17 protein-coding genes are annotated in these 15,576 nt (G+C 39.5%); 12 read left to right on the top strand and 5 right to left on the bottom strand.

Annotation, left to right across the window (positions count from 1 at the left end):
* Positions 1–77 precede the first annotated feature (77 nt).
* Positions 78–1,067, bottom strand: coding sequence for a LysR family transcriptional regulator (locus tag KIP84_RS13450; protein WP_004703082.1), 990 nt, complete (start codon positions 1,065–1,067; stop codon positions 78–80).
* Positions 1,068–1,654: 587 nt separating this feature from the next.
* Here KIP84_RS13450 and KIP84_RS13445 point away from each other — a divergent pair.
* Entirely contained in the window at positions 1,655–3,259 is a 1,605-nt protein-coding gene (locus tag KIP84_RS13445; RefSeq protein WP_002117581.1) for an isocitrate lyase, read from the top strand.
* 55 nt (positions 3,260–3,314) lie between these two features.
* Here the strand turns inward: KIP84_RS13445 and KIP84_RS13440 are convergent, their stop codons facing one another.
* Both KIP84_RS13440 and KIP84_RS13435 read right to left on the bottom strand, forming a co-directional pair.
* Positions 3,315–3,785, bottom strand: a complete 471-nt coding sequence (locus KIP84_RS13440) for a copper resistance protein NlpE N-terminal domain-containing protein (RefSeq protein WP_005075493.1) — start codon at positions 3,783–3,785, stop codon at positions 3,315–3,317.
* A gap of 188 nt (positions 3,786–3,973) precedes the next feature.
* A complete protein-coding gene (locus KIP84_RS13435) occupies positions 3,974–4,297 on the bottom strand; it encodes a hypothetical protein (protein WP_005070594.1) in 324 nt (107 codons plus the stop codon).
* A 201-nt stretch (positions 4,298–4,498) separates the two neighbouring features.
* Here KIP84_RS13435 and KIP84_RS13430 point away from each other — a divergent pair, with 201 nt between their 5' ends.
* The 9 genes from KIP84_RS13430 to KIP84_RS13390 all read left to right on the top strand — a co-directional run bounded on the left by KIP84_RS13430 (position 4,499) and on the right by KIP84_RS13390 (position 10,771).
* The gene (locus KIP84_RS13430) at positions 4,499–5,374 is read left to right on the top strand and encodes an urease accessory protein UreD (protein ID WP_213688718.1); all 876 of its coding nucleotides are present in this window, start codon (positions 4,499–4,501) and stop codon (positions 5,372–5,374) included.
* A 101-nt stretch (positions 5,375–5,475) separates the two neighbouring features.
* Positions 5,476–5,778, top strand: coding sequence for an urease subunit gamma (gene ureA / locus KIP84_RS13425; protein ID WP_002117495.1), 303 nt, complete (start codon positions 5,476–5,478; stop codon positions 5,776–5,778).
* An 11-nt stretch (positions 5,779–5,789) separates the two neighbouring features.
* The gene (locus tag KIP84_RS13420) at positions 5,790–6,098 is read left to right on the top strand and encodes an urease subunit beta (RefSeq protein ID WP_213688717.1); all 309 of its coding nucleotides are present in this window, start codon (positions 5,790–5,792) and stop codon (positions 6,096–6,098) included.
* A 37-nt stretch (positions 6,099–6,135) separates the two neighbouring features.
* A complete protein-coding gene (ureC, locus tag KIP84_RS13415) occupies positions 6,136–7,836 on the top strand; it encodes an urease subunit alpha (protein WP_213688716.1) in 1,701 nt (566 codons plus the stop codon).
* Positions 7,837–7,906: 70 nt separating this feature from the next.
* Positions 7,907–8,389 (top strand): urease accessory protein UreE, encoded by a 483-nt coding sequence (gene ureE, locus KIP84_RS13410; protein WP_213688715.1) that lies wholly within the window; start codon positions 7,907–7,909, stop codon positions 8,387–8,389.
* A complete protein-coding gene (locus KIP84_RS13405) occupies positions 8,376–9,041 on the top strand; it encodes an urease accessory UreF family protein (RefSeq protein WP_063098329.1) in 666 nt (221 codons plus the stop codon). The genes ureE and KIP84_RS13405 overlap by 14 nt, the downstream gene beginning before the upstream one ends.
* Before the next feature lie 23 nt (positions 9,042–9,064).
* Entirely contained in the window at positions 9,065–9,679 is a 615-nt protein-coding gene (ureG, locus tag KIP84_RS13400; RefSeq protein ID WP_002117800.1) for an urease accessory protein UreG, read from the top strand.
* A gap of 9 nt (positions 9,680–9,688) precedes the next feature.
* The gene (locus KIP84_RS13395) at positions 9,689–10,258 is read left to right on the top strand and encodes a HupE/UreJ family protein (RefSeq protein WP_174723835.1); all 570 of its coding nucleotides are present in this window, start codon (positions 9,689–9,691) and stop codon (positions 10,256–10,258) included.
* Positions 10,259–10,315: 57 nt separating this feature from the next.
* Complete coding sequence (locus KIP84_RS13390) at positions 10,316–10,771, top strand: hypothetical protein (RefSeq protein ID WP_063098331.1); 456 nt, start codon at positions 10,316–10,318, stop codon at positions 10,769–10,771.
* 72 nt (positions 10,772–10,843) lie between these two features.
* Here the strand turns inward: KIP84_RS13390 and rsmD are convergent, their stop codons facing one another.
* On the bottom strand, positions 10,844–11,389 hold the full coding sequence (rsmD, locus tag KIP84_RS13385; RefSeq protein WP_063098332.1) for a 16S rRNA (guanine(966)-N(2))-methyltransferase RsmD: 546 nt from the start codon (positions 11,387–11,389) through the stop codon (positions 10,844–10,846).
* A complete protein-coding gene (mrdA, locus tag KIP84_RS13380; protein ID WP_002117576.1) occupies positions 11,389–13,407 on the bottom strand; it encodes a penicillin-binding protein 2 in 2,019 nt (672 codons plus the stop codon). The genes rsmD and mrdA overlap by 1 nt, the downstream gene beginning before the upstream one ends.
* A 235-nt stretch (positions 13,408–13,642) precedes the next feature.
* Here mrdA and KIP84_RS13375 point away from each other — a divergent pair, with 235 nt between their 5' ends.
* Positions 13,643–14,161 (top strand): hypothetical protein, encoded by a 519-nt coding sequence (locus tag KIP84_RS13375; protein WP_032054884.1) that lies wholly within the window; start codon positions 13,643–13,645, stop codon positions 14,159–14,161.
* Positions 14,162–14,222: 61 nt separating this feature from the next.
* Complete coding sequence (locus KIP84_RS13370) at positions 14,223–15,536, top strand: membrane protein (protein ID WP_005070566.1); 1,314 nt, start codon at positions 14,223–14,225, stop codon at positions 15,534–15,536.
* Positions 15,537–15,576: the final 40 nt, after the last annotated feature.

Here is a 15,576-nt window from a genome sequence, read left to right as displayed (position 1 = left end):
AAAGCGCTGAGGTAATCAGATTGATTGCTCAGCGCTTGAAGATAATGTCTAAAATCGACAATTAAATCAAAATTTACTTAATAGTGAGAAAATTGCGAATTGTTGGTTAGAAATTCACGATTTTCTTCTTCAATCATTTGACGAGCAACAAATAAAATAAGTTGGCGCAACCAGCGATGAGCTGGATGATGATGTAATAACGGGCACCAAGCCATTTTAAGTTCAAATTCTGGAATATAAAAAGGAGGATCCTTTATAACCAGTTTTGGATTTTGAGTTTGTAGGCGTGCCATTCGAGTTGGAAGGGTGGCAATCAAGTCAACATTTTGAGCAAGTAATGCTGGCATTTGGTAGTGGCGGGTAAATACAGAAATTTTACGACGTTGACCAATACGTTCTAATGCCTGATCGATCCAGCCTAAACCGCCTTGTTTATCTGGATTTACACCAAAGCCTACACCCATACCTGTTTTAGAAACCCAGATATGCTGTGCATCTAGATAACTTTTGAGATTCAAATGGGTTACAGCAGGGTGTTTGTCATTAAGAATACAGCTAAAACTATCACGCCAAACTAAAACTTGGTGGAAACTTTGCGGTATTTCATTAAATCTATTAATCGCAAGATCAACTTTACCTTGTTCCATGTCTCTATAAGACACATCACTTGGTGTAAGAAAGTCGAGTACAACATTTGGAGCTTCAGAGCGTAGAGCTTTGACAAGACGAGGGACTAAAGTTGCCTCGGCATAGTCAGATGTCATAATGCGGAAAACGCGATTACTTGTATAAGGGCGGAATTCGGTACGGGGTTCCAAAATCATGGAAAGATCAGAAAGGGCATCACGAATACGAGGTTGTAATTCAAGTGCACGTTCTGTTGGGGTCATCCCTTCGGAAGAACGGATAAGAAGCGGATCATTAAATAAATTACGTAAGCGACGTAAAATATTACTCATTGCAGGCTGAGTTACCCCAAGCTGTTCGGCTGCGCGCGTAACATTTTTTTCACGAAGAAGTACATCAAGATATATTAATAGATTAAGATCTACTCGCTCCAGATTCATAAAAAAAATACCGAAAATAAAACCCTGAAATTGTTTCAAATTATGCCATATTTAATGATCATTGTGTGAAAAAATGATGAGAAAAGCGACATTTTTTGTAGGAATTAAGTAGGGTGAAAAGACGTTTCAAAGGCACGTTTTTACTGTCTTTGCTCAGTTTTGAATGAAAGAAATCTAAATAGAATATATTTATGAATAACTTCTAAATTTCTAGCATATCAATTGACTTTTTGCATTGGCAAAAATAGCCTAATTTACAATTGACTTTTAGATTTAAAAATGAGTGGAAAATCTCCAAAAATTGTATAAAAATAAGACTTAGGGAGTTTTTAGAATAAAACCCTATACTCCTTTAGGATAATTTTATTTTTATAAACAAAGTGTTAAGATTTTTGGTTTTATCTATAATATCGATTTATTGGTATATTTTTTAAATAAATACTGAAGATTAACAAAGGATATTGGATTAATTGATTGGCTAAGTCTAAGCTGTGTTCATGAGGAAGCAGCTGGTGTCATAAGAAATTTAAGTAACGTGACTCTAGGCTTCAATCGATGAAATCCTAAAATGAATACAGGACAATATCATGACTACATATCAAACAGCGATTGATGCAGTACGTCAATTAAAAGCAAAATTCGGCAATACTTGGGCAGACATTAGCCCAGAAGATGCTGCTCGTATGCAACTTCAAAACCGTTTCAAAACTGGTTTAGATATTGCTAAGTATACAGCTGCGATTATGCGTCGTGATATGGCTGAATACGATGCTGACTCAAGCAAATACACTCAATCATTAGGTTGCTGGCATGGTTTCATCGCACAACAAAAAATGATTGCGAACAAAAAATATTTCGGTACTACAAGCAAACGTTATATCTACCTTTCTGGTTGGATGGTTGCTGCTCTTCGTTCTGAATTTGGTCCACTTCCTGACCAATCTATGCACGAAAAAACTTCTGTTCCTGCATTGATCGAAGAAATCTATACTTTCTTACGTCAAGCTGACGCAAAAGAATTAAACGATTTATTCCGTGCGCTTAAAAAAGCACAAGAAGCTGGTGATACTGCTAAAGCAGCTGAAATCACAGCTCAAATCGACAACTTTGAAACTCACGTTGTGCCAATTATTGCGGACATCGATGCTGGTTTCGGTAATGAAGAAGCAACTTACTTACTTGCTAAGAAAATGATCGAAGCTGGTGCTTGTGCGCTTCAAATCGAAAACCAAGTATCTGATGCTAAACAATGTGGTCACCAAGCTGGTAAAGTAACTGTTCCACACGAAGACTTCATCGCTAAGATCCATGCATTACGTTATGCGTTCTTAGAAATGGGTCTTGAAGAAGGTATCATTGTTGCGCGTACTGACTCTGAAGGCGCTGACTTGACTCAAAAAATCCCAGTGGTTAAAGAGCCAGGTGACATCGCTTCTCAATACATCAGCTACTTAGATACTCAAGAAATTGACATTGCTGATGCTCAAGAAGATGAAATCTTAATCAAGCGTGATGGTAAATTACACCGTCCTAAGCGTTTACCTTCTGGCTTATATCAGTTCCGTGCTGACACGCAAATTGACCGTGTTGTACTTGACTGTGTGTCTAGCTTACAAAATGGTGCTGACCTTCTTTGGATCGAAACTGCGACTCCAAACGTAGAAGAAATCGCACACATGGTTAACCGTGTTAAAGAAGTTGTTCCAAATGCTAAGCTTGTTTATAACAACAGCCCATCATTCAACTGGACTTTAAACTTCCGTCAACAAGCTTACGATCGTTGGGTTGCTGAAGGTAAAGACGTTTCTGCATATGACCGCGCTAAATTAATGAGTGCTGAATATGACAACACTGAATTAGCTGCTGATGCTGATGACAAGATCCGTACTTTCCAAGCAGATGCTTCTCGTGAAGCGGGTGTGTTCCATCACTTGATCACACTTCCGACTTACCACACTGCTGCTCTTTCTACTCATGAGCTTGCACAAGGTTACTTCGGTTCTGAAGGTATGTTGGCTTATGTTGCTGGCGTACAACGTAAAGAAATCCGTGGCGGTATCGCTTGTGTTAAACACCAAGCAATGGCGGGTTCTGACATCGGTGATGATCACAAAGAAATCTTCTCTGGTGACAACGCTCTTAAAGCACATGACGATGCTAAAAACACAATGAACCAATTCGCAGCTCACTAAAAATTGATTCATAAAAAAACCCGCTCAAATGAGCGGGTTTTTTAATTATTAAAAATTATTTTTTCAAAACATAGTGTTCAGCTAAAGAGCCTTCAACTTTTTTACCTTCCATATCTAAAGCAGTTGCAGTATTTTCACCAATAAAGAATTTACGGTTTTGGCCTTTATCATCTAACGTAATAACTGAAGTATTATCTTTGTCGAAAGTAAAGGTACCATGGGTTTCAAATGGGTTGGTGTCACCTTTACCAAGATAAGTTTCGGTTAGCTCGTAGGTTTTATCATCTTTAAGTTCTAATTCGGTTTTAATACCTTCACAGTCTGCGCATGGGAGAGTGCCTTTATATGTGCCGTCCCAATCGAGTGAGTTTTCAGCTGTGTGCGCGGTATCTACAGCATTATTATTCGCTTCAGTAGTTTGCGCTGGAGCAGATGCTTGAGTTGTCGTGTCGGCTTTATTTTCATTTTTGCTACAAGCGGCAAGAAGGATACTTAAGAGTGCTACTGATAATAATGTTTTTTTCATGATGATCTAAACCTCGGAAAATAAATAAAAAACAAGTAAACAGGCTATGAAATATAAGAGCCTAATAAAAGTTTAAGTATGTAATTTAATTTTAACCAAAGGTAAAGTGAGTAAAAATTAATCAAAAAAGAAAGATATAAAATTAAAAAAAGGTATCCACTAAAAAATTAAGTGAATACCTTTATATATTAAGGTTGAGAAGAAACCCCACCTAAAGAATCACAAGCTGATTTATAAAGTTGATATTGTTGCTTTAAAACTTCATCGAGCGGCATGTCGAATAATTCTTCACCATTCTTGTAACTTTCTACATATGAAGTCGCCTTTTCTTTGCTTACCGCTAAAGACTGCTGGTAGTAAGAATTGATTGAGCTTGTTGCTATCTGACTTGTCTCAACATTTTTACATTCAAAATTATGGAGAATTTTTTCTGCACGTTTGACCTCACTAGATTGGCCAAAAATACACCCAGTTAAAAAGACAAGTGGCGTTAACACGAAAAAAAGTTTCATGGAGAGCAAGTATGGAAGCAACGGTGGGCGCTATTGTATAAATAATTCCATGAGTTACTGTGGTTTTATGTTAGACATTGATTGTTTTTTAACTCATTAAAATCAAAAAATTGTATCTAATTTTATCATTTTGCTTATTTTTATATTTGGTGCGTATTTTGCTTATAACTTTAAGCACTTATTTTGAACATATGAACCAGAATGAATCAGGTACAAACGTTTTCAAAAAACTCTTTAGCACCATTTTGGTATGCGCAATTAGAACTCGGATTCTGTTTTGAAAATTCGCGCACCATAATGAGTCATAGAAAGCACCATGGCCCTGTAAGGGTGCAAAAAATGCTCTGGCCTGAAAAAACAGGTGTATGTCATGCCATTATTGTACATCCTCCAGCAGGAATCGCAGGAGGAGACCATCTTACTTTTCAAATCGAAACCAAAGATCAAGCTCATGCGGTTGTAACGACTCCTGGTGCGGGAAAATGGTACAAAACCAATGGAAAGCAAGCCTTTCAGCATATTCATCTTCATGTGCGAGATCGGTCTATTTTGGAGTGGGTTCCACAAGAAACGATGCTGTTTGATGGAGCTCTGGCACACTCAGAAACTCATATTCATCTTGACCATGCTGCCAGTTTTATTGGCTGGGATATGTTGGTACTCGGGCGGCAGGCACGTGCTGAACGTTTTGTGCGGGGAAGCTACCACAACCAGTTTAAGTTGTGGCGAGAACAAAAATTATTGGTTGCAGATACATTGTTTTTTGAAGGTGAAGATCGTTGGCTTAGTTCGTGTTTAGGTATGAATAATCAAGCAGTAATGGGAAGCTTTTGGGCGGTTGCTCCTGAGAAATATCGGTCTTCATTTTATTTAGAACAACAGCTCGAACTCATTCGCGAATTGATGATGCGTATGCAAGCATCTGTAACTTTAACGTTATTAGATGATGTAGTTTGTGCGCGTTTCTTGGGAAATGATGTCCGACATTGCCATGATGCTTTTGCGGCAATCAGAGCAAGATTAAGGTGTTATTGGTTTGATTTAGATGAGGAATTCCCAAGAATCTGGAGAACCTAAGTTACGTTAAATTGCGTATTTAAAAAACGATTAAAACAAGTATGCTGCTTTTGAGCACGTATTTTGCTTAAAGAAAATTAGATGCTATTTAGGAAAGAGATATGGAACTCAATCCAACAGAAAAAGATAAATTACTTATTTTTACCGCAGGGCTAGTCGCTGAGCGCCGTAAAGCTCGCGGCTTAAAGCTAAATTATCCGGAAGCTATCGCTTTTATTTCTGCTGCTTTGCTTGAAGGAGCACGGGATGGTATGACGGTGAGTGACTTGATGCATTACGGAACAACTTTATTAAAGCGCGAAGATGTGATGGATGGTGTGCCAGAAATGATTGCTGAGGTTCAGGTCGAAGCAACTTTTCCTGATGGCTCGAAATTAGTCACTGTTCATCAGCCAATTGTATAAAAGGAACGCTTATGATCCCCGGTGAAATCATTACTCCAGATGCAGATATTGAGCTGAATGTTGGGCGACAAACTTTAAAAATTGTAGTTGCTAATATTGGCGATCGACCTATTCAGGTGGGTTCTCATTTTCATTTTTATGAAGCAAATGATGCACTACAGTTTGACCGTGAAACAGCGAAAGGCTTTCGATTAAATATCGCGGCGGGCACAGCGATACGTTTTGAACCGGGACAAAATCGGGAAGTAGAGCTTGTTGCTTTAGCGGGTAAGCGAGAAGTATATGGTTTTGCAGGCCGAGTCATGGGCAGGCTGGACTAGACATAACAACGATAATGAAAGAGATGAGTAATAAGTTATGAAAATGTCACGTCGTGCATATGCTGAAATGTTTGGTCCAACGGTTGGTGATCGTATTCGCTTGGCTGATACAGAGCTTTTTATTGAGGTTGAGCAAGACTTAACGACCTATGGTGAAGAAGTTAAGTTTGGCGGTGGCAAAGTCATTCGTGATGGAATGGGGCAATCTCAACTTTTAGCCGATGAAGTTGCCGACACTGTGATTACCAATGCTTTGATTGTAGATTGGTGGGGGATTGTAAAGGCGGATGTTGGCTTAAAAAATGGTCGAATCTGGAAAATAGGGAAAGCAGGAAATCCTGATATTCAACCTGACATTACCATTCCTTTAGGTGCTGCAACAGAAGTGATTGCGGGTGAAGGGCAAATTTTAACGGCAGGTGGTATTGATACTCACATTCACTGGATTTGCCCACAGCAAGTTGAAACTGCACTTATGTCGGGTACAACAACAATGGTGGGTGGCGGAACAGGACCTGCGGCAGGTACTTCGGCAACGACAGTGACTCCGGGGCCTTGGCATATTGCAACCATGTTGCAAGCCATTGATGATTTACCTATGAATATTGGCCTGTTAGGCAAAGGTAATTTGAGTTTGCCAGACCCAATTCGTGAGCAAATTAAAGCTGGAGTAATTGGGTTAAAACTACATGAAGACTGGGGCTCAACACCAGCAGCCATTGATAACTGTTTGAGTGTGGCAGATGAGTTTGATGTGCAGGTCGCTATTCATACAGATACCTTAAATGAAGGTGGGTTTTTAGAAGAAACTTTAGCTGCATTTAAAGATCGCACGATTCATACGTACCATACCGAAGGTGCAGGTGGTGGACATGCTCCCGATATTTTAAAAGCAATTGGGCAAAGTAATGTCTTGCCATCTTCGACCAACCCAACACGACCTTATACCATTAATACCATTGACGAGCATTTAGATATGCTCATGGTTTGCCATCATTTAGACCCTGCAATTGCTGAAGATATTGCTTTTGCAGAAAGTCGTATTCGTCGTGAAACCATTGCCGCTGAAGATATTCTTCAAGACTTAGGCGCAATTGCCATGATGTCATCTGACTCTCAGGCGATGGGACGTGTGGGTGAAGTGATTTTACGAACTTGGCAAACTGCCCATAAAATGAAAGTACAACGTGGCCCATTAGAGGGTGACAATGAGTTTCATGATAACAACCGCGTTAAACGATACATTGCCAAATATACAATTAACCCAGCAATTACCCATGGTTTAAGTCATGAAATTGGTTCGATTGAGGTCGGAAAACTTGCTGATCTGGTGTTATGGAAGCCGGCCTTTTTTGGTGTGAAACCTTCCATGATTATTAAAGGTGGCATGATTGCAGCGGCACCGATGGGTGACATTAATGCTTCAATTCCGACACCTCAACCCGTGCATTATCGCCCAATGTTTGGTGCCTATCCGCGTGGTGTACATAACACCTGTATTACCTTTTTATCTCAAATAGCAATTGATAAAAAAGTTGCTGAGAAACTAAATCTTAAAAAGTTAATTAGTCCATGTAAAAACACGCGTGCAATTACTAAAGCCGATATGAAGCACAACACATATTGTCCAGTCATGCATGTTCATCCTGAAACTTACGAGGTGAGGGCTGATGGTGAATTATTAACGTGTGAACCTGCTGACTTGTTACCGATGGCACAGCGTTATTTCTTATTTTGATAAGTTTTATAGAGATGATTTGCCTCATTACTCTAGATATGAAAGAAATAAATAAGGAGAGAAAAGCTAAATGAAAATCTATACCCAACGACTTGAAGATATTTCTCCTGATCAGGCATTTGAAACGGTTGAACTGACTTTTGATACCCGCCAAAAATCCCGCTTTCGAGCAGCTTTAACGAGTGGCATCGATATTGGTGCTGATTTACCGCGTACTGGTATTTTGCGTAGTGGTTCATATATTGCAACTCAAGAGGGTGATGTATTACGTGTTGACGCGAAACCTGAGCGATTAATGCAAGTCACTGCTCAAACCGATTTTGATTTGCTTAAAGCTGCCTATCACTTAGGTAATAGACATGTACCGTTAATGTTGACCCCTACAGCTTTGTATTTTGAGCCTGATCATGTGCTTGCAGAAATGGTAGAAGGTTTAGGACTTACGGTGACTGAAACCGATCATCCGTTTGAACCTGAAAGTGGTGCTTATGCGCAGCATAGTCATGATCATCGTTTAAGCCCAATCAAAGCTTTACATCATGTCCATTCATAGTGCCGCGCAATTACTGCAACTGCTGACACTGTCTTCTACAGCATTGCCAGTTGGGGCGTATTGTTATTCACAAGGTGTGGAAACGGCGATTGATATTGGTCTAATACATGACGAAACCTCGGCAATTGCTTACTTTGAAGAAGTGCTTGAGATGTTGTTGGTGAGGTTTGAGTTGCCCGTATTAAAGCGTCTCATGCAGCATCATGATGACTCAGAACAGTTTCTGGTATGGGCAAATTTGTATAAGGCCAGCAGAGAAAGTAAAGAACTGCTCGCTGAATCTCAGCAGCTGGCATTTTCATTAAATGCGTGGATTAAAGATGTTTTAAAAAAAACAGTTGAGGTTAAAAAGCAGTTTGGTTTCGTACCAGTCTATGCACAGCTTTGTGGCCGACTCGAACTCAACGACATGGATGTACTTACGGCTTATACCTTCACTGTTTTAGAAAATCAGGTTTTAGCAGCAGTAAAAACTGTTCCTTTAGGACAAATGGCTGGGCAAAGAATTTTATGGCACTTGCATGGTTTAGTACCACAAGCGGTAGAGAAAGCTTTGAAACTTAATGACGAGCAATTGAGCAGCGCTTTACCTCGTTATGCCATGCTGAGCATGAAACACGAAACACAATATTCACGGTTATTCAGATCTTAAGTTTAGGAAAAAGGATAAAAATCATGACAGAACGTAGTCCATTACGAGTTGGAATTGGCGGACCAGTGGGTTCGGGTAAAACAGCACTTACACTTAATTTATGTTTAGCCTTGCGTAATAAATACAATATGGCTGTGGTGACAAATGATATTTACACCAAAGAAGATTCGAACTTCTTAACGCGTAATGAAGCGATGTCGCCAGATCGTATTGTGGGTGTAGAAACTGGTGGTTGCCCGCATACAGCTATTCGTGAAGATGCTTCAATTAACTTGGCTGCAATTGATGATTTGTGTGAAAAATTCGAAGGCTTAGAACTTATTATCATTGAAAGTGGTGGTGATAATTTAGCTGCAACTTTTAGCCCTGAACTTTCTGATTTAACTTTATATGTGATCGATGTAGCTGGTGGTGAAAAAATTCCTCGTAAAGGTGGGCCAGGTATTACCAAGTCAGATTTACTCATTATTAATAAAACTGACCTTGCGCCAATGGTAGGTGCAAACCTTGATGTCATGGACCAAGATGCGAAACGCATGCGCGGAGAAAAACCCTTCTTATTTTCAAATATGAAAACACAAGATGGGCTTGAAGAAATTATCCAATTTATTGAGAAACAAGGGCTGTTTAAAGCTTAAGGAGAGATTATGGACTTCATGAAAAAATGGAGTGTAGCGCTCCTTTCATTATTGCCAGCACTTGCAATGGCTCATCCGGGACATGACCATGCACATTCTGGTTTTATGGCAGGCTTTATTCATCCGTTTACCGGTCTAGATCATTTAGTCATGGCTTTAGGTTTTGGTGTTTTGTTGTGGTCAGCGGCTAAACAGTGGAAAATTGCTGGGATTATTGCCTTGAGCATTACCTTAATTATAGGCTTTTTAATAGGTGCTCAAGGTTTGGTGCCGGTTAATATGGCTGAATACGGCATTGTTGCTTCTTTAGTTATTACGGCAATTGCCCTATGGACAAAGTCAAATAAGGTTTTACCAATTGCCGCGGCATTACTTGCAAGCTTCCATGGTATGGCTCATGGTGTTGAGTTAGCACATGCAGGGCATATTGCTACATTAGTAACTGGTATGGTTGCTAGTATGGCGCTCATCTATTTGGGTGGATTGATCTTGGGTGCCGTGCTTACCCGCTATGTGCCATATGGCAAAAAAATTGTTGGCACCTGTGTAGCAGTTGTAGCAGTGATTGGTTTAAGTTAATTAAAACCTTGCAAAAAAAGGTAGCATTAAGCTACCTTTTGGGATTTGCAAAATAAAATGTGTGTGCATAAAAATATTGATACTGTTTTTATAGCGCTGATTATCTTTTACAGTGGATATGTTCAGGCTTATGATTTTTTTCAACCAGAAAGTGATTCTACTTTACTAGATACAGACCAGTTGTTAGATCAATCAGATTTAAACTTGGAACAAAGGCGGTTAGCCATTGAGCATGATGATGAAGTTAATAACTATAATGTGCTCAAAAACGAGTTTTATTCAAATGAGCGTTGGGTAATTTATAATTATACAGCCTATGATACTGGGCAACTTCAGAATAAAAACAGTAATGGTTTTACGAATCATATTAATATTCAAGATTTATCCATTTCAGTTGGATATGGGGTTAATTATAGTGTTAATCCAAGACTGAAAATTGGTTATGAATATATTTCGAGTTTTCCTTATGATCGAGGTCAACTCATACGATTTTTTACGATCTATTTATTCTGAAATACGAAATAAAAATAATCTAATTCAAATAAATAGATCAGGTAAATTAATTTGCCATAAAATCCTACATGTTTAAATTTTCTGATAAAGCCCAGCGTGGACTGTGCCAGCTTTAGTGGTTTTAACTTGTTGCCATGTTGCGGGAAGTTGAAGCTGAGCTAAATCTCGGTCAGCTTCAACATAAATGTATCCATTCTTTTTAATATGAGGCTCGGCCAAGTTCGAGAGTTCATGCCATAGATCAAGACTATAAGGCGGATCTAAAAAGACTACATCAAACTGTTCTTTTAAGCGGGGTAGAGCTTCTTGAGCAGTGGCATTAATTAGGTGACAATTTTGGGCTTTTAATAGTTCAATATTATCTTTTAAAAATCGTGCCTGAGCTTTGTCAGGCTCAATCATATAAACAGATGCAGCACCACGTGACAGAGCCTCAAAACCTAATGCACCAGAGCCTGTACAGATGTCGAGAACTTGAGCATTTTGAATATCCCACATGAGCCAGTTAAATAGAGTTTCGCGTACTCTATCTGGGGTTGGGCGTAAGCCATCAATGCTAGCGAAAGGCAGTACTCGTCTTTTCCATTCGCCGCCAATTATACGTAATTGATTTTTCATTATTCATCGGCCTCATTGGTAGCAGGACGAGCAGGAGCAGCTTGCGGTGTTGATGCTGCTGGTTTGTTGGTGGTAGCTGTAGCTGATGCTGGACCAGAACTTTCACCGCCGCTTGGAAGTTCACCTGGTTTAATACCTGCTGTCATTAACCCACCATTGACTTGGTGATTTGCTGGACGAATCGGGTTTTTCTTACGAGTTAATAGCCAGTAATCAAAGACAGGTCTTGCAAGTTGAGCAGCTGAACCACCATGACGACCATTTTCCCAAATGACTGCAATCGCAATTTCAGGTTTTTCAGCAGGGGCAAATCCTACGAATAAACCATGATCAAGTTGACGTTCACTCAAGGCTGCTTCGTTATAGCGTTTACCCTGTGCAATACTCTTAACCTGTGCCGTACCTGTTTTCCCTGCAATTTGGTAGAGGGGAGTACGAATACCACGGCCAGTACCTGACTGAATTACATCAATCATGGCATCACGCATTTGAATCCAGTCTTCATCAGTGCCGTTGAATTTGATTTTGCCATCAGGCGCATTACGTACTGTAAATGGTTTTGCACCATGCGTTGCGCGTAAAACATGAGGCGTTACATGAGAACCATGATTTGCCGTAATTGCTGTTGCCATCGCAAGCTGTAATGGAGTGGCTGTAAACGCGCCTTGACCAATACTGACAGAAATAGTTTCACCCTTCATCCATTTCGCTTTACGTGTACGCATTTTCCATTCAGGACTTGGATAAAGGCCTTCACTTTCACTTGGTAAATCGACACCTGTTTTTTGACCAAATCCAAATTGGCGCATCCATTGGTTCATTTGATCAATACCCATTTGATGGGCAAGAATATAAAAATAGGTATCACAGGATTGCACAATCGCTTTATGCATATTCACGATGCCATGACCAGATTTCTTCCAGTCACGGAACTTATGTGAATCACCAGGTAGATGGAAATAACCAGGATCAGAAATTGCTGTTGACCAGTCTACAATACTGTAGTGTAGGCCACCCATTGCTTCCATTGGTTTAATGGTAGAACCAGGTGGATATACACCCTGCACAGCACGGTTATAAAGAGGTTGGTCTAAATTATCGCGTAGTGAGCTGTAGTCAGTATGACTAATTCCAGTCACAAACAAATTAGGGTTAAAACTTGGACTAGACACTAAAGCTAGAATTTCACCTGTACGAGGATCAATAGCGACAATAGCTCCACGACGACCTGCGAGCTGCTGAGAAGCGACAACTTGTAAACCGTAATCTAAAGATAAATAGAGGTCATTACCGCGAGTAGGGTCTTTACGACCTAAATGACGTAATACATTACTATGTGCATCTGCTTCAACAGATTCATAACCTGGTGTTCCATGCAATAGGTCTTCATAGCTTTTCTCAACGCCAATTTTTCCAATTAGGTTGGTCCCAGCATACAAGTCTTTATCAATACTTTTTAATTCTTTATCGTTGATACGCCCGACATAGCCAATCACATGAGCAAATAACTCACCGTGTGGATAATAGCGAGTCATTTGTGTCTCGATTCTTACACCTGGAAACTTATATTTGGCTTCACTAAATTTAGCAATATTAGCTTCAGTTAGATTAAGTTTAATCGCGACGCGTTCAGTTTTACGGGCAGTTTTTATACGGCTTTTAAAACGGTCAATATCTTCTTGTGTTAAATCTAAAATAGGTTGTAATTGCTCAATGACACTATCAACATCTTCTACATCTGTTTTACTTAAAGTTGCTGTAAAAACAGGATAGTTATCTGCTAGTAATACACCGTTTCTATCATAGATATAACCACGAGCAGGGGGAAGTGGTTGCAAGCGGATACGGTTTTTGTCAGATGCAGTCGAGAATTCGTCGTAGTGAAAAATTTGTAGATAAGCGTATCGGCTAATTAAGACTAATAAGCAGATGGTCACGATCCCTACGGCAAAAAAGATACGACCTCGATAAATGCGCTTTTCTTGCTGGATATCTTTTAAAGGAAAGTGCTGTTTCATAAGGATCGACTTAATGACATAGGGTAGAAAAATAGCTGCTTATTCTAACGCAAGAGCACTTAAAATATTGCATAATTTTCAAAGTTTCATTGCATTTTAATAAGATACTTTTTGACTTTGCAGACAACAAAATTGTAGATACTTGTATATAAGAAGCAAAATAATTCTGTTAAAGTCTCTCATTCAATAGAATAGGGTTGTTCTCACCATACGATTAGGGAAAATGGAGAAAATAATGAGAAAAATTTATCCCTTACTTGCAGTTTTGACGGTAAGTAATTGGGCCCATGCTCAAGACTACTCGTTTCTTCCAGAAGCAAAATTAGCAGATCATAAAGCATCTACTTGGAATGTGGGTGCCGGAGTTACTCAAAAATTATTACATCTTAACGGTGAATGGGTAAACCCGTATGGGATTGCTTATGCGAAAGCCGGCGCATTTTTGAATGGTGACAAAACCGCTGGTGGTCAAGTTGGCTTCCGATACCCTTATTATCTTACTGGCACAGACAAAAATGGTTACTATATCGGTTTCTATGCTGGTCATCTTGATAGTAAAGAGGTCGATGGTGATTTTAAATCCCGTTTAGGTGCGGGTGTTGATTTGGCCTATGTGTGGTTAAATTCAGAAAGAATTAGCACTTTTAGTGTGGGTATCGGTGCGGCTGAAAAATTAACTGACCAGAACGGAAATGTTGCTGCAGATACTAAACCACAAATTCAATTTTCTTATTCTCTAAGTTTTGGTTTATAAAACAAAGCAGTTTATCGTTAACTCGCCATAAGCAGAGCACAAATAAATACGAGAGTCTTACATGTTAGAGTACGTCAGTGGATTGTGGCAGACCTTTTTACACAGACCTGATTTTTGGGCCGTTTTGAGTATTATTCCCGTAACGGCTTTTGTCACATGGGCACATGTGTGGATGGCTTTAAAAATGGTATTTTACCCAATTAAATTTTGGGGATTCCATTTAGGACCATTGCCAGTAGGTTGGCAAGGTATCGTGCCACGTAAGGCAGGACGTATCTCTGGAATTATTACTGATAACACTTTATCTAAATTAGGCTCATTGCGTGAATTTTTAGAAGCAATGGATCCTGAAGATATGGCCCGTATTATTGGTGAACAAGTCGGTTTTGAACTTGAACATCTTATTGATGAAGTCATGATCGATCGTAATGCGGTGCTTTGGGAAAATCTACCTTACTCAATTAAACGCCGTATTTATGCTCAAGCACATAAGCAATTGCCGGGTGTGCTAAAAGAGTTAGTGACTGAGCTGACCATGAATGTAGAGTCACTGGTTAACATGCGTGAAATGGTCGTAAGCCAGATGGAAGGTGATCGCCGTTTAATGGTACGTATGTTCTTAAAGGTGGGTCAAAAAGAAATTAATTTTATTTGGCATATTAGTGCACTGATTGGCATGTTCTTTGGTATTTTCCAAATGGTGGTTTGGTTTGTAGTACCATGGCACTGGACAGTACCATTTTGGGCTGCAATTTGGGGCTTTTTAACTAACTGGATCGCAATCTGGATGGTGTTTAACCCAATTGAGCCGCATTATATTCGTTATCCACAGATTTTTAGATTAACAAAAGATCGTAAGTTTCCATGGATTGTACCAGTTCTTCGAATTGGGACTTATAATGTCCAAGGCGCTTTCATGAAGCGTCAAGAGGAAGTCTCTGATGTGTTTTCGAGCGTAGTCACAGAAGATTTAATTACGTTAAAATCGATTATGACCGAAATGATGTACGGGCCGCGTAAAGATAAAACGCGCCGCATTGTTAAGCGTCATATTAACGAAATCATGGAAACCCCGTTGGTTCGCACCTCTTTACAGCTTTCTTTAGGGCCAAGAGAGTACGCAAGATTAAAGACGGACTTGATTGATCGTTCAATTGAAATTACGATGGGACCCGTATGTGACCCAGCACTGAACGCAAGCCGGGCACAGAAGATTTTTCAAATGTTTAAAGAGCGTATTCGCGAACTGACACCAAAAGAATTTCAGAATTTATTACGTCCTGCATTTCAGGAGGATGAGTGGATTCTTATTGTACTAGGTGGGGTAACCGGATTTATTGCTGGTACAATACATTTGTTTGTGGCTTTCTTATAATTCGATGTCAGGCAGGATCTATTGAAGATTAACGAGACTT

This window comes from Acinetobacter sp. BHS4 (genome assembly GCF_018454425.1).
In the GTDB taxonomy this organism is placed as follows: domain Bacteria; phylum Pseudomonadota; class Gammaproteobacteria; order Pseudomonadales; family Moraxellaceae; genus Acinetobacter; species Acinetobacter pittii.
Note: the sequence above shows the minus strand (reverse complement) of the source record. Positions and strands in the feature narration are given on the sequence as shown.